Origin of the sequence: Acinetobacter sp. UBA5984, from assembly GCF_002429925.1 — a bacterium.
Taxonomy (GTDB): Bacteria; Pseudomonadota; Gammaproteobacteria; order Pseudomonadales; family Moraxellaceae; genus Acinetobacter; species Acinetobacter variabilis.
Map to the genome: position 1 here is coordinate 48,967 of NZ_DJBE01000002.1, position 25,235 is coordinate 74,201.

The 25,235-nt window shown below is 44.8% G+C and carries 17 protein-coding genes and 2 pseudogenes; 13 read left to right on the top strand and 6 right to left on the bottom strand.

The features are described from left to right. Positions 1-20 precede the first annotated feature (20 nt). The 7 genes and pseudogenes from B3J29_RS00340 to rlmF all read left to right on the top strand — a co-directional run bounded on the left by B3J29_RS00340 (position 21) and on the right by rlmF (position 9,441). Positions 21-824, top strand: coding sequence for a sulfite exporter TauE/SafE family protein (locus B3J29_RS00340; RefSeq protein ID WP_286964132.1), 804 nt, complete (start codon positions 21-23; stop codon positions 822-824). A gap of 194 nt (positions 825-1,018) precedes the next feature. Beyond that, positions 1,019-1,714 carry a GntR family transcriptional regulator gene (locus B3J29_RS00345; protein WP_034170647.1) on the top strand — a complete coding sequence of 232 codons (696 nt, stop codon included), beginning with the start codon at positions 1,019-1,021 and terminating at the stop codon, positions 1,712-1,714. A gap of 11 nt (positions 1,715-1,725) precedes the next feature. Continuing rightward, positions 1,726-2,769, top strand: a pseudogene (locus tag B3J29_RS15370) (chromosome segregation SMC family protein); the annotation flags it as partial. A 402-nt stretch (positions 2,770-3,171) separates the two neighbouring features. Then, positions 3,172-5,111 (top strand): annotated as a pseudogene (locus B3J29_RS15375) (chromosome segregation protein SMC); the annotation flags it as partial. 1 nt (position 5,112) lies between these two features. Then, entirely contained in the window at positions 5,113-6,108 is a 996-nt protein-coding gene (locus B3J29_RS00355) for a cell division protein ZipA C-terminal FtsZ-binding domain-containing protein (protein ID WP_286964133.1), read from the top strand. 96 nt (positions 6,109-6,204) lie between these two features. Then, positions 6,205-8,244 (top strand): NAD-dependent DNA ligase LigA, encoded by a 2,040-nt coding sequence (ligA, locus tag B3J29_RS00360; RefSeq protein WP_286964134.1) that lies wholly within the window; start codon positions 6,205-6,207, stop codon positions 8,242-8,244. A gap of 222 nt (positions 8,245-8,466) precedes the next feature. Further along, positions 8,467-9,441, top strand: coding sequence for a 23S rRNA (adenine(1618)-N(6))-methyltransferase RlmF (gene rlmF / locus B3J29_RS00365; protein WP_286964135.1), 975 nt, complete (start codon positions 8,467-8,469; stop codon positions 9,439-9,441). A 121-nt stretch (positions 9,442-9,562) separates the two neighbouring features. Here rlmF and B3J29_RS00370 read toward each other — a convergent pair whose 3' ends face one another. After that, positions 9,563-10,630: an SDR family oxidoreductase gene (locus tag B3J29_RS00370; RefSeq protein WP_286964136.1), complete on the bottom strand. Its 1,068-nt coding sequence runs from the start codon at positions 10,628-10,630 to the stop codon at positions 9,563-9,565. A 338-nt stretch (positions 10,631-10,968) separates the two neighbouring features. Here B3J29_RS00370 and ftn point away from each other — a divergent pair, with 338 nt between their 5' ends. After that, positions 10,969-11,433 (top strand): heteropolymeric bacterioferritin subunit Ftn, encoded by a 465-nt coding sequence (gene ftn, locus B3J29_RS00375; RefSeq protein ID WP_004783337.1) that lies wholly within the window; start codon positions 10,969-10,971, stop codon positions 11,431-11,433. Between the two features lie 53 nt (positions 11,434-11,486). Here ftn and B3J29_RS00380 read toward each other — a convergent pair whose 3' ends face one another. The 5 genes from B3J29_RS00380 to B3J29_RS00400 all read right to left on the bottom strand — a co-directional run bounded on the left by B3J29_RS00380 (position 11,487) and on the right by B3J29_RS00400 (position 16,791). Continuing rightward, positions 11,487-11,906 carry an ExbD/TolR family protein gene (locus tag B3J29_RS00380; protein WP_004783336.1) on the bottom strand — a complete coding sequence of 140 codons (420 nt, stop codon included), beginning with the start codon at positions 11,904-11,906 and terminating at the stop codon, positions 11,487-11,489. 20 nt (positions 11,907-11,926) lie between these two features. After that, positions 11,927-12,352, bottom strand: coding sequence for an ExbD/TolR family protein (locus B3J29_RS00385; RefSeq protein ID WP_286964137.1), 426 nt, complete (start codon positions 12,350-12,352; stop codon positions 11,927-11,929). A 15-nt stretch (positions 12,353-12,367) separates the two neighbouring features. Then, the gene (locus B3J29_RS00390; protein WP_208462115.1) at positions 12,368-13,252 is read right to left on the bottom strand and encodes a MotA/TolQ/ExbB proton channel family protein; all 885 of its coding nucleotides are present in this window, start codon (positions 13,250-13,252) and stop codon (positions 12,368-12,370) included. Between the two features lie 39 nt (positions 13,253-13,291). After that, positions 13,292-13,996, bottom strand: a complete 705-nt coding sequence (locus B3J29_RS00395; protein ID WP_286964139.1) for an energy transducer TonB — start codon at positions 13,994-13,996, stop codon at positions 13,292-13,294. A 137-nt stretch (positions 13,997-14,133) separates the two neighbouring features. Then, entirely contained in the window at positions 14,134-16,791 is a 2,658-nt protein-coding gene (locus tag B3J29_RS00400) for a TonB-dependent receptor (protein WP_286964140.1), read from the bottom strand. A 725-nt stretch (positions 16,792-17,516) separates the two neighbouring features. Between B3J29_RS00400 and B3J29_RS00405 the strand changes: the two genes are divergently transcribed. From B3J29_RS00405 to B3J29_RS00425, 5 genes are read left to right on the top strand one after another with little or no spacing between them, the layout of a single operon-like run. After that, the gene (locus tag B3J29_RS00405) at positions 17,517-19,271 is read left to right on the top strand and encodes an ABC transporter substrate-binding protein (RefSeq protein ID WP_286964142.1); all 1,755 of its coding nucleotides are present in this window, start codon (positions 17,517-17,519) and stop codon (positions 19,269-19,271) included. A 22-nt stretch (positions 19,272-19,293) separates the two neighbouring features. Continuing rightward, positions 19,294-21,096 (top strand): ABC transporter substrate-binding protein, encoded by a 1,803-nt coding sequence (locus tag B3J29_RS00410; RefSeq protein WP_286964144.1) that lies wholly within the window; start codon positions 19,294-19,296, stop codon positions 21,094-21,096. Between the two features lie 19 nt (positions 21,097-21,115). Further along, positions 21,116-23,119, top strand: a complete 2,004-nt coding sequence (locus tag B3J29_RS00415; RefSeq protein WP_214001537.1) for a M3 family metallopeptidase — start codon at positions 21,116-21,118, stop codon at positions 23,117-23,119. Between the two features lie 17 nt (positions 23,120-23,136). Further along, positions 23,137-24,075: an ABC transporter permease gene (locus tag B3J29_RS00420; RefSeq protein WP_004783323.1), complete on the top strand. Its 939-nt coding sequence runs from the start codon at positions 23,137-23,139 to the stop codon at positions 24,073-24,075. Positions 24,076-24,082: 7 nt separating this feature from the next. Then, on the top strand, positions 24,083-25,231 hold the full coding sequence (locus tag B3J29_RS00425; protein WP_286964146.1) for an ABC transporter permease: 1,149 nt from the start codon (positions 24,083-24,085) through the stop codon (positions 25,229-25,231). Positions 25,232-25,235 lie beyond the last annotated feature (4 nt).

Below are 25,235 nucleotides of genomic sequence, written 5' to 3' on the forward strand. Positions count from 1 at the left end.
TAAACGTGGTAAATGTCGTTATGGAGTTAATCATATATTTATTGATTGGTGCAATTGCAGGATTTGCCGCAGGCCTGTTTGGCGTTGGTGGTGGCCTGATTATCGTGCCAATCCTGTACATTGTTTTTACCCAGCTCCAGTACGATCCAAGCGTGATTATGCATATGGCAGTCGGAACCTCTCTGGCCACGATTATTGTGACCTCAATCAGTTCGGTGATGGCACATCATCAGAGAGGGGCAGTGTTATGGGATGTGGTGCGTAATCTGGCACCTGGCCTGGTCATTGGCTCATTCTTGGGAGCTGGTATTGCAGATTATTTATCGGGCCAAGGCCTGCAATTGCTGATTGGCTTCTTTGCAGTCTGGATTGCCTTCAGAATGTTTAGAGGCGCGCATTATCAGGTTGATCCGAATCAGAAATTACCTTCAGCCGCATTACAGCTGGCAGCGGGTGGCGGCATTGGCGTGGCATCGGCCATATTCGGGATTGGTGGCGGCAGTTTGACTGTGCCTTTCCTGAATCGTTGTGGTGTCGTCATCCAGAAAGCAGTAGCCACTTCTGCTGCCTGCGGTTTGCCGATCGCAGTGGCTGGTGCCTTAGGTTTCATCTGGTTTGGTCAGAAAGCTGAAGTCGAAGTACCAAATACGATTGGTTATATTCATATTTATGCGTTTGTTGGTATTAGTGTGATGAGTTTTATCACTGCAAAATTTGGTGCAAAAGTGGCGCATTTATTATCACCAGTTCTATTAAAAAAATGTTTTGCGGCCTTACTGACTACAGTTGGTCTGTATTTTATCTATCAAGGCTTTACTGCCTGAACTACTCATTTTTTATCAGCTAAATTTTTTGAGGAGAATGGGTCACTATTCTCCTTTTTCTTTGACTGGGTTGGCTGTATAGACACAAGATTGTCTGACAATGTCAAAGTATTTTCTGCAAAAAAGCCGTTTAATAACTGAATAGTCATCCAGAATGACTGCACTTGCATCAATAAAAATAAGACAGGAACAGTATGCAACAACAAGAAGCACACAGTTTGTCTGAACAGATTGCCAAGCATATCAGTGAACAGATTATCCGGGGTGAACTGGTTGAAGGCGAACGCATCCAGGAACTCAGAATTGCATCGGAACTTGACGTCAGTCGGGGATCAGTCCGTGAAGCCTTGCTCTTGCTTGAACGTACCCAGCTGATTGAAATCTTCCCGCGTCGCGGTGCCATTGTTTCGGAAATGTCGGCCATGCAGGTTCGTGCCTTGTTTGACCTGACCTCTTTATTGCTGGGGCAGATGGTACATCGCATGGCAGAAACCTGGCGTAGCCATGAGGCAGAGCGCATTCAGCTATTATTAGAACAATTAGAAGCCGAAACCCGCCAAGGCCATATCGAAAAGTTTTATGATTTGATCTTTCAGGGAATGGCCCAGCAACAGGAGATGGTCGGTAATCTTTACCTGATGCGCTACTATCAGGAACTGCTGCCATCTTTACGCCGTAGCTATTTTCTGACCCTGAATATTTCAAGACGTGAGCTACAGGAATCTTTTGAATTATTTAAACTGGTGACGGAAGCGATTTTAATTCGTAAATCCCATCAGGCGACGTTATTTATGGAAGATTTTTGTCGACACTTGCGCAACCTTGTGTTGGAATCTCTGACACGGATGAAACAAATTGAACTCGCGTGGGCCAGACGCTCACGACGTTAAATCAGGACACTATGCGTTTAAGCAGTTTAAAACTTTCAGGCTTCAAATCTTTTGCTGACAGTACCACCTTACACTTCAAGGATAACCGGACTGCAGTAGTGGGACCCAATGGTTGTGGTAAATCAAATGTGATTGATGCCATACGCTGGGTGATGGGTGAGTCCAGTGCGCGCCAACTGCGTGGTGGCAGCATGCAGGATGTGATTTTTACCGGAACTGCCAAGCGTAAACCGGTGGGCATCGCCAGTGTAGAACTGCGCTTTGATAATACCTATGGCAAGCTAGGCGGTGCATATAATGCCTATAATGAGCTGGCAGTGCGTCGTCAGGTCAACCGTGATGGCAAGTCTGAATATTTCCTGAATGGCACCAAATGCCGACGTCGTGATATTACCGATATTTTCCTGGGAACCGGTCTGGGGCCGCGTTCTTATGCGATTATTGAACAGGGCATGATTAACCGTCTGGTGGATGCCAAGCCGGAAGAAATGCGGGTTTTTATTGAAGAAGCTGCAGGGGTTTCCCGTTATCAGGCACGTCGCCGCGAGACCATGCTGCATCTGGATCACACTACGCAGAACCTGTCGCGTCTGGAAGATATTGCCTCTGAACTCAAGTCTCAGCTTAAAACCTTAAAACGCCAGTCAGAAACTGCCATTCAATATAAGGAACTGGAAGGCCAGATCCGTACCATCAAGATTGAAATCCTGTCGTTCCAGTGTGAGCAAAGTCAGAGACTGCAAGAAGAATATACTGTGCAGATGAATACGCTGGGCGAGAATTTTAAGCTGGTACGTTCTGAATTGACTACTGTTGAGCATGCTCTGGGAGCGACCAGTGAATTGTTCCAGCGCCTGATTCAACAATCCACACCGCTACAAACTGAATGGCAACAGGCTGAGAAAAAGCTCAGCGAACTGGAAATGACGTTGCAGCAAAAGCAGTCCTTGTTGCAGCAGAACTCGACCAGTCTGGTGAAGCTCGAAGAACAGAAAGCGCAGACCAAAGAACGTTTACAGCTGATTGAATTACAGTTGGACACCCTGCATCAGCAGCTCGAAGATCAGACTGCACAATTGCAGCAGCAGGAAGGTCAAAGTCAGGAACAAAACCAGAGCCTGACTGATCTAAAATCCCAGCAAGGTACGATTGCTGCCCAGTTTGCTCAAATTAAAACCCAGGTTGAACAACAGCAACAACGTAAACAGCAAATGCTGGCGCAAAGTGAACAGCTGGCTAAAAATATTGTCCGGATTGAACAGCAAAAAGAAACCTTGCAACAGCAGGCAGCACAAATTCAGCAGCAGGCGCAGCAAGATGAGCTGGAACAGTATCAGGCTGATAGAACTGAAACTGAACAGCAAATCACTGGCTTTGAGACTCAGCTCAAAACACTGAAAACTGAGCTTGAGCAGCTACAGGCAGAACAGGCAGGTCAGCAGCAATTGCTCATACAGATGAAATCAGAAATTCAGGTACTGCATTCAGAACGGAAAAACCTGAGCCAGTTACTGACCAAAGCCAATCCAAACGCCAAAGCGGATGCGGTGCAGTTAATGCAGGTGTTGAAGCTGAATCCACAGGCCAAAGCTCATGCCAGCCTGATTGAAAAGTTCCTGGCGAAATGGCTTTCTGCNNGGATAATATTCAGATCGCTGAACTCCCTTGTTTAGCAGACTGGATTGAAGCGCCTCAATATTCACTCTGGCAACAGGTGGCCTTAGCTGAGAACTTTAAACAGGCAGTTGGTTTACAAACTCAGCTGAGAGCAGGCCAGTCGATCTTAAGTCTGGATGGCTATCATGTCGGCCCAGATTGGGTAATTGCCTTGGACTATGATGAAGCCAGTCAGGCGGGACAAGGGGCACTGAGTCATCGTATCCGTCTGGATGAAATCGAGCAGCAACTGACTCAGCTTGAACCGAAATTCGCAGATCTAGAGCAACAGTTACCTGAACTCACTGCTCAAGTAAAAACTTTGCAAAGCCAGATTCAAAGCATCAATGAGCAGCAGAAGCAGGCACAAGAGCAGTTACAACAGCTTGATCTGAACATTGCCAAAGTTCAGAGCGCGACGCAGGCCTTTGCGGTACAGAAACAGCAATTGCAAAACCAGTTACAGCAACTGGATGAGCAGCTGGAAGAAGATGCGATGCAGAAAGACGATCTGGAAATTGATCTGCATGCACTGAATTTGAAACTGGAACAGGCACTGCCGAATTACAAGACCTTGCAATTCCAGCTGGAAGAACTCAATGCCCAGCTGGAAGACTCACAGCAAATCACTCAGCAGGCACAGCAGGAATTAGAATTACTACGCAGGCAAACGGTACAAAGTCAGCAACAGGCTGAACTGCTGGAAAAAGATCAGCTGTTTTTAAAAGAACAATATCAGCAGATTATTGCGCAAATAGAACAGGCCAAAAAGTTTGTCGATCCGGTACAGCTGGAATTGCCAGCTTTACAGAGCCAGTTCAATGAACAGGCTCTGATCACGGAAAAACTGCAAAAAACCTGGGCAGACTGGCAGGTTGAGCTGAATCAGATCCAGAGCAAGCAGCAGCACCTGACTGAGCAGCGCCACACGTTCCAGCAGCAAGATGAACAATTGCGTACTGAACTCGAAGCCAAACGTCTGGCTTGGCAAGCTGCCAAATCCGATTTGCAGCATTATTCAGAACAACTGAAAGAATTGAATAGTGAAGTAATTTCAGGGCTGAATATTGATGTAAAAGCACATCAGGCCAAACTGGAAAAAGCACAGGCTCAATTCGATAAACTGGGTGCGGTGAATCTGGCAGCTTCTGAAGAGTATGAAGAAGTTTCGAAACGCTATGACGAGCTCAGCCATCAGATTCAGGACCTGGAAAATACCGTTGAACAGCTGCAGGCAGCAATGAAAAGTATTGATCAGGAAACCCGTAAACTGTTTATGAATACCTTCGATCAGGTCAATGCCGAGCTACAAAACCTGTTCCCGAAAGTATTTGAGGGCGGTGAAGCGAGTTTAAGTCTTGAAGATGGATGGCAATCGGGTGTAAAACTGATGGCTCGCCCACCGGGCAAGCGCAACAGCTCACTGGCATTGCTTTCTGGTGGTGAAAAGGCTTTAACCGCATTAGCACTGGTCTTTGCAATTTTCCGCCTAAATCCGGCACCATTCTGTGTATTGGACGAAGTGGATGCACCGCTGGACGATGCCAATGTGGGACGTTTTTGTAATTTAGTCAAAGAGCTTTCTGAACAAGTGCAATTTATTTATATTACTCATAACAAACTTGCAATGATGATGGCGACTGATCTTTTAGGTGTAACCATGCCTGAACCGGGAACCTCAAAATTAGTGACAGTAAATTTGGAACAGGCAAAAGAATACGGCTTAGCTGCGGAGGTATAACATGGAAATCACCACAATTATCGGGATTGTTATTGCAATTGTGATTATGCTATTCGGCATAAGACTGATCTTGAAAAAACCTGCGGAGGCTGTACCGTCACTGGATGCGGATCTGCATATTGATCCTGACAGCCAGACTCCGGTTATTCCAAGGCATGTACGTTCTCAACTGTCTAAAACCGAAAGTCCGGCAGCTGCACGTGTGGAACCGAGTCTGAATGAAGAAGTGGTAAACAACATTGCACCTGCGGAAGAACAACAAGAAGCAGCCAAAGTAGAGCCAACTTTGGTTGAAACCGCCCAGCCAGAAACTAAAGCAGCAAGCCGACTCGACACACCGGTGGATGCAGAAGAAGCAGAACCGGAAGTAGCCAAAACTGAAGAAAACACTACGTCAGCGGAACAAGAAAGTAAGCCTGAAACAGTAGAAGCAGCAGAGCCTAAAGCCGCTGAATTTAGCCTGAATAGTAATATTGAAAAAGCTGAAATTTCTGACTTTAATGATGAAAGCAGTATTCTCGATGCACATCTCCATGAGCAAAAAATTGTGGATGAAGAATGTTCGCTGGCTAATGCTGAAACGATTATTTCATTGCATGTTTATCCACAAGGCCGTGCTCTTTCAGGCGAAAAAACCCTAAAAGTTTTACTGAAATATGGCCTGCGTTATGGTGAGTTGGCATGTTTCCATCGTTATAGTGAAGATGGCTCAAAATTGCTATTTTCAGTATTGCGTATGGCAGATACCGGTATGGAAGGTTTTGACCTAGAAACTCTGTCGACTGAAGAAGTGAAAGGTCTGGCGTTCTTCCTGGCTTTACCGCATAGCGATGTGCAGAATGCCTTCGATACCATGGACAGCATTTCTCGTCTGATTGCGCGTGAAGTGGATGGTCTGGTTTATGATCAGAACCAGCAGGAAATGACCCCACAATTACGTGAATTCTGGCGTCATCAGGCGATTGATTATCGTGCTGGACAAACTGCAGAAGTTTAATATTCCAATATTGAATCTGCAGAATCCGATTTTTATAATAGCGAAAAGCTGAATATTGTATAGGGCGGATTTTCCGCCCTTTTTTATGGTGAAATTATGACCCAAGATGCCACTGTCATTGCGCAAATGCGTCAATTGATTCAACTGCTTGCCAAGCATAATCATGCTTATTATGTGATGGATCAACCTACGATTGAAGACAGTGAATATGATCAGCTCTTTCATCAGCTCAAAGCTTTAGAAGAACAATATCCACATTTACAACAGCCAGACACACCGACAGTGAAAGTAGGCGGTCAGGCACTTTCCAAATTTCTGACCGTAACGCATGCGGTGCCAATGCTGTCTTTGGGCAACGTGTTTAATCAGGATGATCTGTTTGCTTTTGCGCGCCGTATTGAAGAACGCTTACCCAATCAAAAGATTGAATACGATGTTGAGCTGAAATTTGACGGTCTGGCAATTTCTCTATGGTATGAACATGGCGTACTGGTTCGCGGTGTCACCCGTGGTGATGGGGAAACTGGAGAAGATATTACCCAGAATGTCAAAACCATCCGTAATCTGCCAAAATTTCTATCTCCAGTGAATGGCGTGATTCCAGAATTACTGGAAGTGCGAGGCGAAGTGCTGATGCCGAAATCCGGCTTTGAACGTCTGAATGCGGCCAATGCAGCGAAAGGTGAAAAAACCTTTGCCAATCCACGTAATGCCGCGGCCGGCAGTTTACGCCAGCTTGATCCGAATATTGCAGCTTCTCGACCTTTGGCTTTCTATGCCTATGGGATTGCCCAGTGTGTACCGCATCATGGTCAAACCACGATGTCAGCCAGTCTGGAATGGCTACAGCAGTTTGGCTTTGCTGTTGGTGAGCGGCATTTTATCTGCAGTAGCATCCAGGAAGTGCAAAAAGTTTACGAGCAGATCATTGAAGAACGTTCAAAGCTTAGTGTCGAAATCGATGGTATGGTCATCAAAGTCAATGACCTGAAACAGCAACAGAAACTGGGTTTCTTGAGCCGTGAACCACGTTGGGCGACCGCCTATAAATTCCCGGCAGTGGCTGCATTGACCACTGTTGAAAATATTGACTGGCAAGTGGGCCGTACTGGGACTCTAACGCCTGTAGCACGGTTGAATCCGGTTGCAGTGGGTGGTGTAACCGTTTCCAATGTAACGCTGCATAATATTGGTGAAATTCACCGTCTGGATGTAAGAATCGGGGATACCGTCAGCGTTTATCGTAGTGGTGACGTGATTCCTAAAGTGGAAAAAGTCTGGTCAGAATTCCGTCCTGCCGATGCGGTAGAAGTGCATTTACCTGATAATTGTCCGGTGTGCGGTTCTCCAGTTGTTATGCCGGAAGGCGAGGCCTTGGCACGTTGTTCAGGTGAACTGTATTGTGCGGCGCAGCGCATCGAAACCATCCGTCACTTTGTTTCACGTAAGGCTATGGATATCGAAGGTCTGGGCGATCGCTGGGTAGAGTCACTGTTACATCTCAATCTTTTAAAAGATGTTTCGGATATTTATCACTTGCATGAGCATCGTGAGCAATTACTGCAAATCGAAAAAATGGGTGAAAAGTCCGTTCAAAATCTCATTGATTCGATTGAGAACAGCAAGAAAACTACATTGGCAGCGTTTATTTATGCGCTCGGGATTCGTGGCGTAGGTGAAACGACAGCACGTATGCTGGCCAATACTTTCCAGACTCTCGACGCTTTACGTAGTGCTGATGTAGACGCTTTAAAGAAAACACCGGATGTTGGTGATATTACCGCAGAGTGGATTGTTGATTTCTTCCAGGCACCGCATAACCTGGAAGTATTGGATCGCTTGTTGGCTGCCGGTATTCATTGGGATGCGCCAATTGCACCAACGCACCAACCACTGAATGGCGAAAGCTGGGTAGTGACTGGAACTTTAAGTTCTATGGGACGTGATGAAGCAACACAACTGTTGCAAGCCTTAGGTGCACGGGTCAGTGGCAGTGTATCGAGTAAAACCAAATGTGTGGTGGCGGGTGAAAAAGCCGGTTCTAAGCTCGATAAAGCAGAAAAACTCGGTGTGCCCGTGATCAATGAAGCGCAATTTATTGCTTTGATGAAAGAGCATGGGCAAATCGAAGAATAATCAGTTCTAAACAATGACTCAAATAAAAAAGATACCCAGGATGATGAATCTTAAGGTGTCTTTTTTATTGCTAATTCAAAACTATAGGTGAATGAGAGGGGAGGATAGACAAATACAAGGACGGGTTCGGCAATGTAAGTTGAATTCACGTACAATAGATTCATTTGCAGGTATAGATCCTGCCTTATTGATTCTGTTCTCCCGTTGATGATTGGCATACACATGGCGCAAGCAAAGAAATCTTTTCCGCAACAAAAATCGCAATTACATGCACGAAATCTGCACCGCAGTCGTTACGATTTTCCTCAGCTCATCCAGAGTTGTCCGGAACTTGCTCCTTTTGTCAGCCCGAATCAATACAACGATCTTTCAGTCAATTTTTCTGATCCACTGGCTGTGAAAATGCTCAATAAGGCATTGCTGAAGCATTTTTATGGCATTCAATATTGGGATATTCCTCAAGATTATCTTTGCCCACCGATTCCGGGTAGAGCCGATTATATTCACTATTTGGCGGACTTGTTGAGTGACAATAATAATGGCCAGATTCCAACAGGGCGTGCAGTTCAGGTGTTAGATATTGGGGTAGGTGCGAACTGTATTTATCCGATCATTGGGCATCGTAGTTATGGTTGGAAATTTGTTGGCTCAGACATTCATTCGGCATCGGTGAAAAGTGCTCAATTTATTGTGGAAGCAAATCCTAATCTCAGGAAGGGGATTCAGATTCGATTGCAGAAGACACCGAGCAATATCTTCAAAGGTGTGATTAAAGCTTCAGATCGTTTTGATTTGACCCTGTGTAACCCACCATTTCATGCTTCGCAAGATGAAGCAAATGCCACAGCAACGCAAAAATTACGCAAACTTGGCAAACCGGTTGATCGGTCTAAAGTGGTGTTAAACTTTGGCGGGCAAAAGAACGAGCTGTGGTGTGACGGTGGAGAAGAACGCTTTGTTTGCCAGATGGTACAAGAGAGCACACAGTTTGCTGAGCAATGTCTTTGGTTTAGTACACTGGTTTCTAAGAAAACCACATTGCCTATGCTGTTAAATACCTTGCGTAAGTGCGGTGCAGTGGATGTAAAAACCATTAAAATGACCCAGGGGCAAAAAGAGAGTCGTTTTGTAGCTTGGACTTTTCTAGATGCAAAGCAACAGCAAGCGTGGAAAAATGCGCGTTGGACTTCTGCTTAAGCAGATTTTTAAGCAGTCGTCATAAGCTTGCCGATAAATGACTTGATGCATAAGCTCAAACTTAATCTGACAGACACCATAAAAAATCGGTCACTGTCAGATCAGGTTTGAGCGAGTACGGTTAAGGAATATATTTTTTCACCACACCATCATCCAGCAATTGCTGGAAATGTTCGACCAGACTCTCTTTTACCGGACGGTATTCCAGACCGAGTTCATCCTTACTTTTTTGGGCATTAAAGAAAATTGGATAACCCATATTGAGTTCAACAAATTTACGGCTAAAGCCTGCCAGAGGACCAAAAATCTTGAAAGCCGTTTTAGGCAACTGGTTGCGTGGAAACGGGAATTTTGGACCAAAGGCTTCGCGCAGGATTTTCCCCATTTCCAGTAAACTCAAAGTCTCACTGCAGATAATATAGCGGCCATGCGCTTCCGGATTAAATGCAGCACGGATATGGGCTTCGGCAACATCCTGAACATCGACCACACCATTCCACATCGGTGGAACGCCTAGTAAAGTCATGCCATTGGCAAACTGTTGCAGAACTTCCACACTGCCTGATTGAGTATTCGGCGTTAAGGACTCCCCAAAGACCAGTGCCGGATTGATACAGATCAGGTCCCAGCGATCCTGCGCTTCCGCCATTTCCCAAGCTTTGCGTTCTGCCATGACTTTGGAATATGGATAAGGTTGATGGGTTTCTGAACTGGTGGTATTCCAGTGAGATTCATCAAAACTGGTGTGCTCGGTTTGCAAAATATCAATCGCATCCCCATACGTTGAGGCAATACTTGAGGTGACAATCACACGTTTGACAGATTCAGTTTTATTGACACTATTCAGCACATTTTGCGTACCCAGAATTGCTGGTTCAATAATGTCTTTAAGCGCATCCTTATAATTGGTGACCACAAAAGGCGAGGCCATATGAAAGACAATTTCACAACCTTCCATGGCCGCATCAAAAGAACCGGGCTTGAGCAGATTGGCTTCAAACAGCTTTAAGGTTCCCGGAGTGCTGTCTGCAATTTGTTCTAGGTGCGTATAACTCTGAGTTTTATTCAGGTCACGTACAGTGGCATGTACGGTATAACCTTGTTTTAAAAGTTTTTGGATCACCCAACTGGCGATATAGCCAGATGCGCCGGTGACCAGAACAGGTGCTGTGCTATGTTGTAATGTCATATTTAAACCGTTGTTGTTTTGACTTCTTTCATCGTAGGCACAATTATGCATGAACCAGGCCAAACAGGTGAGTCCAAGATAAAAATAAGCAACAAGATAAGTGCTTATTAATATTTACAAAAATTAACGTTTGAATATTCCAGCTTGCTGGATTGAATAAAAACGAAACGAAAAATGCAAGATATTGTTTTATAAATGGGATTTGGCCGAATAGAGAGCGTAAATGCAAGTGCTTCTCATTTTAATTATATAAAAATCAGATATTTACCATAATTTTGCTTTTGCAAATCAAACATCTTTTCTCCATAATAGGATGATAAAAGCAGGGAGTAATTCAAATGCGCGGTAATCCAGAAGTCGTAGATTATTTAAATATGCTGATCGGTGGCGAACTGGCTGCTCGTGATCAATACCTGATTCACTCTCGTATGTATGAAGATTGGGGTCTGACAAAAATCTTTGAACGCATCGACCATGAAATGCAGGAAGAAGCACAGCATGCAGATGCCCTGATTCGTCGTGTCCTGTTCCTTGAAGGTACACCAAATATGCAGCGTGACGACATTGAAGTCGGTGAAGATGTGGTGACCTGCCTGAAAGCTGACCTGAAGCTTGAGTATCATGTCCGTGAAAAGCTGGCTCAAGGGGTTAAACTTTGTGAAGAGAAGGGCGATTATGTGACCCGTGACATGCTGCGCCAGCAAATGTCAGATACGGAAGAAGACCATACTTACTGGTTAGAAAAACAGTTACGTCTGATTGAGCTGATTGGTCTGCAAAACTATATCCAGTCGCAAATGTAAGATATTGAATAATAAAAAACCCAGCACATGCTGGGTTTTTTGATTCTGTAGATTTAAGAATTGTTATTGCTGACAATTCCGATTTTTTTCACTTCCAGACGCTGAGCCGCAGCCATCACCATCGCGATATGCTTATATTCAGTTGCGCGATCAGCCTTGATTTTAATCTGATCCTGATCGGCTTTTTGCGCTACGGTCTTGAATAAGGCTTCTAGCGCTTGGGCATTCGCCACCGGCTGATCATTCCAGAAGATCTGGCCTTGAGCATCGAGACGTAAATTCACAATCTCTGGCGGTTTTTCCTCAGTCGGTGGTGGCGTGCCATTTGGCAGGTTGATATTAATCGAATTATTCGGCAACGGAATAGTGATAATAAACATAATCAGCAAGACCAGCATGACATCAATCAATGGTGTCATGTTGACGTCCAGCATTACATCATCATCCTGATTTGAGCCAACATTCATTCCCATAACTGGATTCTCCCTCAATCTTAAGGTGAAGCGGGCGGGGTCGTGACAAATGCAATCTTGCCAATACCTGCTTGCTGGGTAGTACTGATGACCTGATCAATCGCTTCAAAAGCTGTTCTTTGATCACCGCGAATATGCACCTCAGGCTGAGGACGTTTCTGGGCTTCTGCCTGTAAACGGGTCAATAAAATTGCCTTGTCCGGAATATAGGATTCATTCCAGAAAATATCGCCATTTTTGTTGACTGCCAGCTGGATATTTTCCGGCTTAGTTTCATACGGGACATTACGTTCTTCAGGCAGATCGACCGGTACGGTATGAATTGCAACCGGTACTGTAATCAGAAAAATAATCAGCAGTACCAGCATCACATCAACCAGAGGCGTGGTATTAATGATACCAATGACCTCATCATCGCTGTCGTTTGAATTGACCATCATTCCCATGGTTGACCCCCATTTTTATTTTGTGTCGCGGTGAACAGGATTGTTTGAGCTGATTTCACCGCTCAGTAGTACAGCATGCAGGTCAGAACCAAAGGTACGAACTTCTTCCATCACCGCTTTATTACGGCGAGTTAACCAGTTGTAGCCAAGTACTGCAGGAACTGCCACTGCCAGACCGATTGCAGTCATGATCAGTGCTTCACCGACCGGACCAGCAACTTTATCGATTGATGCCTGACCAGAAATACCAATTGCAGTCAAGGCATGGTAAATGCCCCAAACGGTACCAAACAGACCTACGAAAGGTGCAGTAGAACCTACGGTTGCAAGGAAGGCCAGACCACCACTCAGATGGCTTTGAATCTTGTCGACTGCGCGTGAAATAGAAATCGTAACCCAGGTATTAAAGTCGATACGCTCAAGTAAAGTACCGCCATGGTTTTTGGTTGACTTGATGCCTTTTTCCGCGATGAAACGATATACGCTGGCTTCATCCAGATTTTGCGCTGCATTATCCAGTGAAGAAGATTCCCAGAACTGATGTTCTGCTTCTTTGGCCTGTTTGCGTATCTTGCCTTGTTGCAAGCATTTAGTGATCATGATGTACCAGGTACCGATTGACATGATCACCAGAATGAACAGGGTCACTTTAGACACCATGTCACCTTCTTTCCACATGGCTTCCAGACCATAAGGGTTGCTGGCAGGTTTTTCAGCTGCAGCAGGTGCTGGCGGTGTAGGCTCAGCGACAGTCGCAGGAGTTGTGGTTGCCGTTTCAGTGACTGTCGTTGCAGGTGTAGGGGATTCTTCAGCAAATACGGTTTGCAAAGGTAGTAAAGTACTTGCCGCAATGACACTTGCAGCAGTGATATTTTTTAAAGTGTGTCGTGCGTTTTTCATAATGAATCTCCTCATTTTGTTTTTAATCTGTTGTCTGGATCAGTCCAAGATAAATTCGTAGGGAATGTCATACCAAGATTCTTGTGGTTCACCATTTTTCATTGCAGGTTTGAAGGTACATAAGCTGAAAGCCTTGGACGCTGCACGGTCGAGTGAACGGCTGCCACTGGATTTTTTCACTTTGGCCTCTTTCACTTTGCCGTCGGTATTCACAAAGACAGAGATCAGCACATTACCTTGCTCTTCATTCATTAATGCATCACGTGGATAATCTGGACGCTTACAGCCAGCTTCACCTTGAGATACGCCGCGTGTAACGCCAGTTGGTTGCGGTGGAGCAGCAGGTGCCGCTGCAACAACTGGGGCTGGTGCAGCCACCGGACTTGGGGATGGTGTTGCTGCAGCTACAGGTGTTGGTTCTGCAACCGGTTGAGTGACTGTTGGTGTAGGCTGTGTTTTCTGTACTGGAACCACTTTTTCTACCGGTTTAACCTCAGGAACCTGTGCCACTTTTTCTACAATTTTAGGTGGCTCAGGTGGGGTTTCTTTAGGTGGCTCTGGTTCTGGTGGTTTAATATCCTGAATAATCATCAATTCAACCGGTTCTTCTGATGGTTTGATGATGTCTTTTGCCATACCTGCCATTAGCACCAGGCCCACCAGGATATGCAAGAAAATCACGACACCAATTCCAGTCAACTTTTTGGCGGAGCTTTTTTCTATGTCTTCAAACGTTGTGCTCATCATGACTCCTGGAATTTAAGACAAACAAGAAATAACGGTTTATTTCAAAGCTGATGTAGCTGCATTATTTTTTGTTTGGCTAAAATGATATGAATACTGCAAATACAGCATGGCGCTGTATTTGCAGAAAGCTTGTCTTAGAATTTGTAAGTACCACGGATGTAGTAAGTACGACCTGTAGGATCTGAGTAACGAGGGTCATAACCGTATTGGAAGTTATCCAGAACATCAGATGCAGCAGGCTCTTCATCAAAGATGTTGAGGATACCGCCAGTCAACTCCAGGTTTTTGAAGCCTTTATAAGTTGTTGCGAAGTTATAAAGTGTGTAGTCACCCACATCACGTTCGCCAGAGTAGTCTTCATAACCACGAGTGAACTGTTGTTCAAAGATCATTTTCCAGTCTTCATAAGACCAGTTCAGGTTGGCAACATGTTTCCAGCGAACTACTGCTGGGTCTTCATATTTGCCTACTAGTCCAGACCATTCACCGCCTGGTTCACCTTGGTAGTCCAGATTGATCACGTAAGTACCATCAATACCGAAACCGAAACGACCAGTAGATGTCTTAGGTGTCAGGTAGTTCAGGCTCAGGTCAACACCTGAAGTTTTTAAACCGCCAGAGTTCATTAGGGTAGTACGGATGTGCTGGATACGGCCTTCGCTATCACGTACGAAACGGTCAGCATAAAGGTCTGGATCACCAAAGATTGATGATTCACCCACTGTACCTACCAGACCATCGATCTCGATATTGAAGTAGTCAGCAGTGAAAACCAGGTTTTTGATTGGTTCAAATACTAAACCAGCAGTGAACGATGTAGATTCTTCTGGTTGCAGATCAGGTGAACCACCTTGGGTACGCTTGAACTGGGTATTACATTCAACCTGGTATTTAGGTTCGACTGGCGTACCACCTGGACATAACACAGGGTCATTGTATTTCGCACCTGTCCAGGTTTCACTGATTGGCGCGTTGATTTCGTACAAGCTTGGTGCACGGAAACCAGTGCTATAAGATGCACGGAACATGATTTCCTTCATTGGTTCCCAACGAAGACCAACTTTCGGGTTGAAGGTATCACCGAAGTCGCTGTAGTCATCATAACGGGCAGCAATTTGAGCTTCCAGACTTGGCAAGATTGGAATCTGGAATTCAGTGAAGAATGCTGTGATGTCACGATCACCCTTACTGATTGGTTTGCTCGGGTCAATACCAGAACCTGGTACTTGAGCCACGATTTCAGAGTTTACTTTCGCTTCCCAGTCCTGAGTCGTGAAGCTACCACCGAAGGCAAAGCCAACATCACCTGCAGGTAATTCAAAAATTGGACGACTAATCGTAAAGTCTGCAGTTGTAGACTCTAAAGAGGCGATGTTAGTTTCGCCATTAATCACAAATGATTCCCAAGGGGTATCGCCTGGACGTGCTGGACCGAATGGGTTAATACGACCTTCATTCAATGCAGTTTGCAGGTTGCTACGATGTAAGTAACCACCTGTAAATTCATCAGTTGCTTCGCTTTTCGCGTATGACACGCCTGCGTTGATATCCCAGCCTAATGCCTCACCTTCAATACCTGCAAAGAAGCGGTGAGAGTCATTGGTTGACATACTTTGACGGTTGCCTGCCTGAGAACGGAGGTAAAGTTGAAGTGGGTCACCGCTTAACTCGCCATCTGTAATAGCTGGAGTAATACCATTACCTGGATAATATTGGCTGCTTGAAGGTAAAGTCACGGTACGGCCATAAACGTCTGGTGCAATTGAAGTGGATACTTCAGAACGTGTAAACACGTATTCACCAACCGCATTTAATGAATCATTAAGCTTGAATGTACCTTTACCTAATGCAGACAGGGTTTCAACCTGTGGTTTGATCGCAATTAAAGCCTGCGTATTCAGGTAACAGAAGCCGTCATCTGGAGAAGACCATGGAACATTATTACAGTCATCTGGATATGGGTTACCTAAATAACCAGTGGTTGGGTCATAGATGTTTGCCGGGAAGCCGCTTGCAGAACCAGCATCAATACCTAATTCAGGAATTACACCACCACGGCGGCTGACTTTACGCTGTTGAGCATGGATCTGGTTAGATTTACGGTAGTCCAAGACGCCCATGACATTAAAGCCATTTTCATCCAGGTCACCGAAACCACCGAAGATCGCAACCTGTTGTTTCTCACCACCTGAATGTTCGGTTTCATGTAAGGCTCCGGTAACGCCTAAGCCATTGTATTCAGATTTGGTGATGAAGTTGATTACCCCCGCAATCGCATCTGCACCATAAACTGCAGAAGCACCATCACGTAAAATCTCAATACGGTCAATCATCGCCATAGGGATGATGTTTAAGTTGGTACTATCTGTACTGAATGCACTATAGGCAAGACGGCGGCCATTTAAAAGCACAAGTGTTTTGTCTGAGCCTAGACCACGTAAGTTGGCTGTCGAACCTGAAGTATTACTTGCACCTACGTTTTGAGCAGTAGAGAAACCAGCCTGGTTCGCACTGACTTTTACTAAAGCTTCTTCAACAGTAGTTACACCTTGGTTCGCAAGATCTTCACCTTTGATGACGGTGATTGGTGAAGAACTTTGTGCAGCAACCCCCTTGATTGATGAACCCGTCACTGTCACTTTCTGAACTTTAGTTGGCTGTTCAGCAGATGCAGCTTCTTCGGCATGGGTCAGCGGCAGACACATCATACTTAAGCTGAGTGCGCTTAACTTGAGTAGTCTTTTGCTGACGGTTGGAGCCCCCATAGATCCGACCAATTTATTTTTTTTCATCGTAAATTTCACCCTTTTGTTATGTGAAGTAGTGCTGGGTTGATCTAAGCAAGGCGAATGCCAACTTATAAAATTTTATATTTTTATATTTTTAAGTAATTGAAAAATATTGATTTAATTGAATAAGGTTTGAATTTATCAAGCGATACTGAAGAAAAATTAAGAAGTCTGTGTATCGAATCTGAAGAAAGAAGGAAGTGAGACCCCTGTCAAAGCAATAAATAAATATTTAATGAATAAGAAAGTAGTCCAAAAATGAGAGGGAAATTGAATAAAGTTTAATCATGGTGCATAATTTTTACATAAAATATACAATATTTTTTAAAAATAAATTATCTATAATACAAGTACTTATGTTTATTTTTTGTTTACCTAAAGGTATACAATAGTGCAATAAGATGAAACAGGGTTGAGTTATTTTTGTGCGAAATGAACTTTAGTGAGAATTTTAAGGATAAAAATTTAATTAATGATTCATGGAAAATATTATGTTATTCATAATGTTTTAAATAATTAATAAAAATAAACTTTTTTCAGTTAAAAACAGGAAGAAATCCCTATTTTTTGCAAGGATGGCATGAAATTCGCTTTGTTCAGTTTATTCCATCTGTCTAGCTTTGACCCATCCATTGAAGCAAATATGGGATGATGTATTTAAAACTTCCTATAGCAATAAAACTTCAAGATAAAGAATAGGTACAAATTTGAAATCAGCACTTTTTAGCATGACGATTTTGGCCTTGGCTATGAGCTCGGGGCAAACTGCCTGGGCAAAATCATCTGCACATCCGGATAAAGTTTTAAACCTGGCTTTCGAAGCACCTGATGATGGTTTTGATATGGTCAAAACCTATAATTTTTATAGTGGTAGCGTGGCTGAGGCCATTTTCGAGCCTTTGTTGCGTTATGACTATCTGGCTCGGCCTGCAATTTTGGCTCCGAATACCGCCGAGTCTTTACCCGTGGTTGAACAGGATGGCAAAGTTTATACTTTTAAAATCAAGCCAGGAATTTATTTCAGTCCGGATCCAGTCTTTCAGGGCAAGAAGCGTGAACTGGTTGCCCGAGATTATATTTATTCCATGCAAAGGGTGATGGATCCGAAAAACCATTCGCCTTCTTTTTCCTTTATTGAAGGCAAAATTCTTGGCGCAGATCAAGTTATCCAGCAGGCCAAAAAAACGGGTAAATTTAACTATGATGCTCCGATTGCCGGTTTAAAAGCCCTAGATAAATATACCTTACAAATTACCCTGACCCGTTCCGACCTGAACTTTCCTTACATTCTGGCCTATGTCGCTTTTGCTGGTACTGCACGCGAAGTCATCGAATATTATGGCGATCGGGTAGGTCAGCATCCAGTCGGAACAGGGGCATACCAGTTACACAAATATGTGCCGCGTAGCCGTATTGAGCTGACTGCTAATCCAAATTATCGTGGTTTTGTCTGGAACTTTAAGGGGGATGGTTCAGAGTGGGATCAACGGATTGTCAAAGCCATGCAAGGCAAGCAGATGCCGCAAATTGGCAAGGTCAAGATCAGCATTATTGAAGAAGAACAATCACGATGGCTGGCCTTAAAATCTGGACAATTAGACTATGACAAACTGACTGCAAGCGGCACTGAACAGGCACTGGAAAATAAGCAGCTGAAAAGTGAATACAAGAAAAAAGGCATCCTGCACTATCCGAATAAAGAACCGGAAATCACCTATACCATCATGAATATGCGTGATCCGGTGATTGGTGGGAACTCACTGGAAAAAATTGCACTACGCCGTGCCATTGCCTTGTCCTATAACCAGAAAGAAGCCATCCAGCAGTTATATAAGGGGCATGCTGTTAAAGCTGAAATGATTCTTCCTGAAGGTGTGGGTGGATATAACCCGGATTATAGAAGCAGTATTGCCTACAACCCATTGCTTGCCAATAAACTGCTCGATCGTTTTGGCTACAAGAAAGGTGCCGACGGTTACCGTACCTTGCCTGATGGTAAACCATTGGTTCTGAAAATGAACTCGACCAGCTCAAGCTCTTCCGTTATTTCTGCGGAGCTATGGAAAAAGAACCTGGATGCAATCGGGATAAAAGTTGAATTTAAAGTCAGTAACTTTGCCGACAATTTAAAAGAAGCCACTCAATGCAAACATATGATGTGGGGTGGCGCCTGGATTGCAGATTATCCGGAAGGGGAAAACTTTGCCCAGTTGCTGTATGGCCCAAATGCCCAGCAAGGTAACCTGAGCTGCTATACCTCTAAAGCCTATGACGCGCTGTATCAAACTGCGATGAAACTGCCGCCTCAGCAACGCACTCCATATTATGAGCAGATGAACCGCCAGATGGAGGCCGATAATCCATGGATTTTGCACAATACCCGGGTACGCAACTGGCTGATTCATCCACAGGTACAGGGCTTTAAGGCACATCCGGTGACTAGAGCAGTTTGGCAATATCTGGATATTGAACCTGAAAAATAACTTGAGAAGATTAAGAACCAGTATGAATGTGAATACAAACGCTTTAAAAAAGCTGGCCAGTGGGGTCTTAGTGGCCAGTTTAATGATGGCAGGTGCTGCACCCACATGGGCTGCCAATCCCGCTAATCCGAATAAAGTCTTAAAAACGGTCTTTCCCGCGGCTGAAACCGGTTTCGACCCCGGTTATATCCATGACCGTTATTCTGCCAAGATTAACTCGGCGATTTTTGAAACCTTATATACCTATGATTATCTGGCCTCACCAGCGAAACTGGTGCCATTGACTGCGGTAGATATGCCTCAGGTCAGTGCGGACGGTTTGACTTATACCATTAAAGTTAAAAAGGGCATTTACTTTGCGGATGACCCGGTCTTTGGTGGTAAAAAACGTGAACTGACCGCCTATGACTATGCCTATTCTCTAAAGCGTCTCCTAGATCCAAAGCTTAATTCACCAAATAGCTGGTTGCTGGATGGCCGGATCAAAGGATTAGAAGTCTGGACAGCCATGGCGAAAAAAAATGGCAAAGTCTATGAAAATCCATTTGAAGGCATTCAGACTCCAGATCGCTATACGCTGGTACTCAAGCTGAATAATCCTGATCAGAACTTTCCGATGTTGCTGGCCCACGGTCCGGCTGCCGCAGTCGCACGCGAAGTCATCGAAAAGTACAAAGATAAAGCTGGCTGGGTGATGAGTAAGCCGGTCGGTACAGGGCCTTATGTGCTTAGCCGCTGGACACCGGGATCACGCATTATCTTAAAGCCGAATCCGACTTACCGTGGTTTTGTCTGGAATTATAAAGCCAATAGTGCAGAAGACCAGGCGATTGTCAGTGCGATGCAGGGCAAAAAAATGCCTCAAATCGGCACCATTGATGTGCGTGTGATTGAAGAAGCACAATCACGGATGTTGTCATTCAAGAAAAATGAACTGGATCTGGTGGAAATCGACGGCGATCTGGTCGTGCAGGCATTGGATGGTGACAAGTTAAAACCTGAGCTGGCCAAGCAAGGCATCAAGCTGTCGCGCATGTTGGAGCCATCGATTAACTACCATTACTGGAATATGCAAGACCCGGTAGTGGGTGGCTTTACGCCAGAAAAAATTGCCTTACGTCGTGCCATGGCAATGGCTTTTTCTGTTGAAAATATGATTAGCGTATTACTAAAAGGAGATGGCGCAAAACTGCACATGCCTATTCCGCCAGGAGTTGCAGGCTATTCACCCGCTTATAAAACCAGTACGCCATATTCGGTCAAGGCAGCCAACATGTTGCTGGATCGCTATAACTACAAGATCGGTGCGGATGGCTGGCGGAGAACTCCTGAAGGCAAACCTCTGGTGATTGAACTGATTACGGCCAATACCAGTCGTGGTCAGCAACAGGGCGAATTCTGGAAAAAGACCCTAGATAATATTCATATCAAACTGACCAGTAAGGCCATGCCATTTGCTGAAGGCATTAAGCTGGAAAAGCAATGTAAAACCATGTTTAAAAGCTCTGCATGGATTGCCGATTATCCGGATGCTGACAACTTCATGCAGTTGTTCTATGGCAAAAACGTCAATGTCACCAATAATGCCTGTTTCAAGCATGCGGAATATGACCGTTTATATGAACAGAGTCAGAGCATGCCACCGGGTCCTGAACGGGATCTGGTTTATCGCAAAATGACCCGTATTCTGGAGGTCAATATGCCCACCATGATGCTGTATAGCACCTATCGTAATGCATTAACGCAACCTCATATTATTGGCCACAAGTCCCATCCGATTCTGTCTACAGAATGGATGTATATCGATATTGATACTAAAAAGTAAGAAAAAGCTGGAGATGATGATGACATTAAAACACTTGAAATTTACCACACTCTGTCTGGCGATGATCGGGGGATCTCAAACCGTCATGGCAGAGACCCAAACCCAGCTTTTGCCTTTGTTCAAGGCTGCAGAAATTCCGGCATTGTGCGATGCCAATCTGGATAAAATGCAAAAAGATATCCAGAAATTTGAAAGCCAGAAAATCAAAAATAAGGCCGAAGCCCGTCCTTATCTGGCAGCTTGGGATACATTGCAGGCATCGATTGGTGATTTTGTTTCACCTATCGGTTTATATAGCAATGTTGATCCTGATCCGGCCTTGCGTCAGGCGGCAGATGACTGTGAGCTGAAAATCAGTAAATATCTAACTTCCATGTATCAGAGTCCAAAACTGTATGCCCAGTTCAAGAAACTAAAAGCCACAGATCCGGTCGATGAGAAATTCCTGAAAGATATTCTGAATCAGTTTGAAAAAACCGGGGTACAACTCAGCGCAGAGAAGCAGAAGCGTTTGAAGGAAATTATTGAAGAAAGCACCAAACTGGGACAGGACTATTCCAAGAATGTACGTGATAACCCTGAAAAAGTTGAATTCACTGCTGCAGAACTAAAAGGTTTACCTACGAGCTATATCGCCGGTTTAAAGAAAAATGAAAAGGGCAATTATCTGCTCGGCTTCGACTATCCGGAATATCAGCCATTTATGGAGCTGGCAGAGAGTGATGAAGCACGTAAACGTTATCAGACTGCCTATACCCGTCGCGGTACCGATAAAAATCTCGAATATATGAAAAAGGCCATTGATCTGCGTTATGAACTGGCCCAGCTCTTTGATAAAGATAGTTATGCGTATGTTGCTTTAAAAGATCGTATGGCCAAAACCCCAGAAGCAGTTAACAGTTTTCTGGATGAGGTTTATGCCAAAGTTGCGCCATTAGAAAAACAGGATGTTGAAGAATTACGTCAGTTCAAGGCAGAAACTTTAAAAATTCCTTTGGAAAAAGCAGAGATTGAGCGCTGGAGCCAGGGCTACTGGAGTGAAAAACTGCGTCAGGCCAAATACAAGGTGGATCAGGAAAAACTGCGTGATTATTTCCCGACTGAAGCGGCTCAAAAATGGTTATTTGCGGTGTCTTCCGAATTATATGAGATTGAATTCAAGCCGGTAAAAGTCAAAGCCTGGCACGATGAAGTTGAATACTATGCCGTGCATGACAAAGCCACCGGTGAGTTTATGGGCGGACTTTATGTCGATAAATACCCACGTGAAGGCAAATATGGCCATGCTGCAGTCTGGGGCGTTTATGGTGGCAGCCGTTTAAATCATCGCCGTCCGGTCTCTGTTTTGGTGACCAACTTCAACCGTAAAGGTCTGAACAGTAATGAGCTAGAAACCTTTGTACATGAAATGGGTCATGCGCTGCATGGAATTTTATCTAAGACCCGTTATACCGAGCAGTCAGGTACATCGGTAGAGCGTGACTTTGTTGAAGCACCTTCACAAATGTATGAAGAGTGGGCGCGCCGTTTCGAGACTTTATCTAAAGTAGCAGATTACTGTGAACCTGCTTGTCCTCGTGTTGATGAAGCCATGACCGAACGCTTAAAGAACGTGAAAAATTATGGTCGCGGCCTGCATTATGCCCGTCAGACTTTATATGCTCAGTACGACATGGCCCTGCACGGTAAAGATGCGAAAAGCATTGATCCATTAAAACTCTGGCAGGATATGGAAAGTAAAACTGCATTGGGTTCTGTTCCAGGTCAGCAATTCCCGGGTCAGTTCGGGCATTTGATGGGTGGCTATCAGGCGGGTTATTACAGCTACATGTGGTCTGAAGTGCTGGCACTCGACATGTTGTCTGCTTATGGTGATCATCTGATGGATCCAAAAGTCGGCATGCATTATCGCGAGACCGTACTGGCACAAGGCGGACAAAAACCGGGCGATCAGATGGTTAAGGATTTTCTGGGCCGCGAACCGGACAGCAAAGCTTTCTTTAATGAAATTTCAGGACATTAAGTCAAGGAAGGGAAGCAATGCTGGCATATATTATTCGAAGGATTTGGCAAATGATCCCCACCATGCTGGGGGTGATTCTGCTGATATTCCTGTTATTTAACTGGGTCGGGGGAGATCCGGCCTATATCCTGGCCGGTAAAATGGCCAATGCTGAGCAGATTGAAAATATCCGCCAGCAGCTCGGGGTCGATCAACCTTATTACGTACAACTGTGGATTTTCATCCAGCAGATTTTGACCTTTGATTATGGCGTGAGCTGGAGTACCGGTGAGTCGGTATCCCAGATTATTACCACGCGTTTGGGGCCATCACTGACCATTTTGATTCCACTCACGATTCTGCAAACGATTGTTTCAATCATTCTGGCGCTCGGGGTGGCTTCAGTGCGTGGTTCGCTGACAGACCGCATGATCATGATGCTGTGTACCATCGGTATGTCGATCAGTATTCTGGTCTATATCATCGTATTCCAGTACGTCTTGGCTTATGAACTGAGCTGGTTCCCGGTACAGGGCTGGAGCGATAACTTTACTGAAAATTTATTCAAATATGCACTATTGCCAGTATTAATCATGCTGGTGGTGAGTATTGCACCGACTTTGCGTCTCTACCGCAGTTTTGTTCTGGATGAAGTCAATCAGGATTATGTCCGTACCGCACGTGCCAAAGGTCTGGGCGAAAGCCGCATTCTGGGCGTGCACGTACTGCGCAATGCTTCGATTCCAATCATTACTGATGTCATGGCGGGACTTCCGGCTTTACTGATCGGTGCTTTCCTGATTGAACGTTTCTTCGGTATTCCTGGCATTGGCCGTGAAGTGATTATCGCAGTTGAACGTTCTGACTTTCCGGTAATTAAAGCGATTACGGTCTATGTTGCGGCTGCGACCATGTTATTTAACCTGATTGCCGATCTGATCTATAAATGGGTCGATCCACGTGTACAGTTGAAGTAGGTGAGTTATGCTGAGTGCGATATTTAAAAAAGAGCAACATGCTTCAGCAGTGCCTGAGTCTGCTTCAACCGGATTATGGCAGCTGGCGTTGCGTCGTCTGAAACGTGACCGTATTGCGATGTTCTCCCTATTTGTGGTGCTGTTTTATCTGCTGATGTTGCTGCTTTCTATGACCGGTATGATTGCCAAGGACTGGAATAAGGAAGTGGCGGTGAGTTATGCACCCCCAAGTTTTATCTATACACCGTCTGTACCTGGAGCTGCAGATGAAGATCAAAGTACTGAATCTGCCGTAGTGCCAGTTAATCCAGTTGATCCTTTAAAAGATGTGATTGCCGAACTGGAAGCAGAAATTGCTGCTGAACAGGGCGCAGGTGTGATTGATTATTATGGTGTGGTTGATCCGCTGGCTGAAGATATGAAAGCCATTGATCAGGAATTAGGTGGTCAGTTACTGGATCAGAGCAGTGAATTAAAGCAAAGTCTGTTCTTTGGTGCAGATAAATGGGGGCAGGATGTACTACTGAAAACCATTAAAGGTGCAGAAACTTCGATCTTGGTTGGCCTGATTGCTGCGTTGGTTGCGGTGGTGATTGGTACGGTACTGGGGGCGATTGCTGGTTATTTCGGTGGCTGGATCGATGATGTCCTGAACTGGTTCTACAATATCTTTACTTCTATTCCATACTTATTGCTTGTATTAGCGATTGCAGCAGTACTGCAACAAAAAGGGGTTTTATCGATTATCCTGATTTTGGGTCTGACCGGCTGGACCGGGGTGTTTCGTTTAGTTCGTGCTGAATATATGAAGCATACTGCGCGTGAATATGTACTGGCGGCTAAAGCCATCGGGGTAAGCAATATGCGCCGTATCTTCGTGCATATTTTCCCGAACGTCAGCCATATTGCGTTGGTACAAATGTCCATTCTTGCAGTGGCCTTTATTAAGTCCGAAGTGATTCTGAGCTTCCTGGGCTTTGGCGTACCGATTGGGGTAGTGTCATGGGGAAGTATGCTGAATGAAGCACAAAGCGAGCTGATTTTAGGCAAATGGTGGCAATTGACTGCGGCATCGGTGGCGATGGCGGTGCTGGTTACAGCTTTCTCAATGTTTACTGATGCATTACGTGATGCATTAGATCCAAAACTGAAATAGGAGC

Excerpts from the sequence above, each read along its gene's own strand:
- B3J29_RS00400 (WP_286964140.1), bottom strand. The coding sequence starts at position 16,791 with ATGAAAAAAAATAAATTGGTCGGATCTATGGGGGCTCCAACCGTCAGC.
- ftn (WP_004783337.1), top strand. The coding sequence starts at position 10,969 with ATGCGCGGTAATCCAGAAGTCGTAGATTATTTAAATATGCTGATCGGT.
- B3J29_RS00405 (WP_286964142.1), top strand. The coding sequence starts at position 17,517 with ATGACGATTTTGGCCTTGGCTATGAGCTCGGGGCAAACTGCCTGGGCA.
- B3J29_RS00345 (WP_034170647.1), top strand. The coding sequence starts at position 1,019 with ATGCAACAACAAGAAGCACACAGTTTGTCTGAACAGATTGCCAAGCAT.
- B3J29_RS00420 (WP_004783323.1), top strand. The coding sequence starts at position 23,137 with ATGCTGGCATATATTATTCGAAGGATTTGGCAAATGATCCCCACCATG.
- ligA (WP_286964134.1), top strand. The coding sequence starts at position 6,205 with ATGACCCAAGATGCCACTGTCATTGCGCAAATGCGTCAATTGATTCAA.
- B3J29_RS00390 (WP_208462115.1), bottom strand. The coding sequence starts at position 13,252 with ATGAAAAACGCACGACACACTTTAAAAAATATCACTGCTGCAAGTGTC.
- B3J29_RS00425 (WP_286964146.1), top strand. The coding sequence starts at position 24,083 with ATGCTGAGTGCGATATTTAAAAAAGAGCAACATGCTTCAGCAGTGCCT.
- B3J29_RS00340 (WP_286964132.1), top strand. The coding sequence starts at position 21 with ATGGAGTTAATCATATATTTATTGATTGGTGCAATTGCAGGATTTGCC.
- B3J29_RS00355 (WP_286964133.1), top strand. The coding sequence starts at position 5,113 with ATGGAAATCACCACAATTATCGGGATTGTTATTGCAATTGTGATTATG.
- B3J29_RS00395 (WP_286964139.1), bottom strand. The coding sequence starts at position 13,996 with ATGAGCACAACGTTTGAAGACATAGAAAAAAGCTCCGCCAAAAAGTTG.
- B3J29_RS00410 (WP_286964144.1), top strand. The coding sequence starts at position 19,294 with ATGAATGTGAATACAAACGCTTTAAAAAAGCTGGCCAGTGGGGTCTTA.
- B3J29_RS00380 (WP_004783336.1), bottom strand. The coding sequence starts at position 11,906 with ATGGGAATGAATGTTGGCTCAAATCAGGATGATGATGTAATGCTGGAC.
- B3J29_RS00385 (WP_286964137.1), bottom strand. The coding sequence starts at position 12,352 with ATGGGAATGATGGTCAATTCAAACGACAGCGATGATGAGGTCATTGGT.
- B3J29_RS00370 (WP_286964136.1), bottom strand. The coding sequence starts at position 10,630 with ATGACATTACAACATAGCACAGCACCTGTTCTGGTCACCGGCGCATCT.
- rlmF (WP_286964135.1), top strand. The coding sequence starts at position 8,467 with ATGGCGCAAGCAAAGAAATCTTTTCCGCAACAAAAATCGCAATTACAT.
- B3J29_RS00415 (WP_214001537.1), top strand. The coding sequence starts at position 21,116 with ATGACATTAAAACACTTGAAATTTACCACACTCTGTCTGGCGATGATC.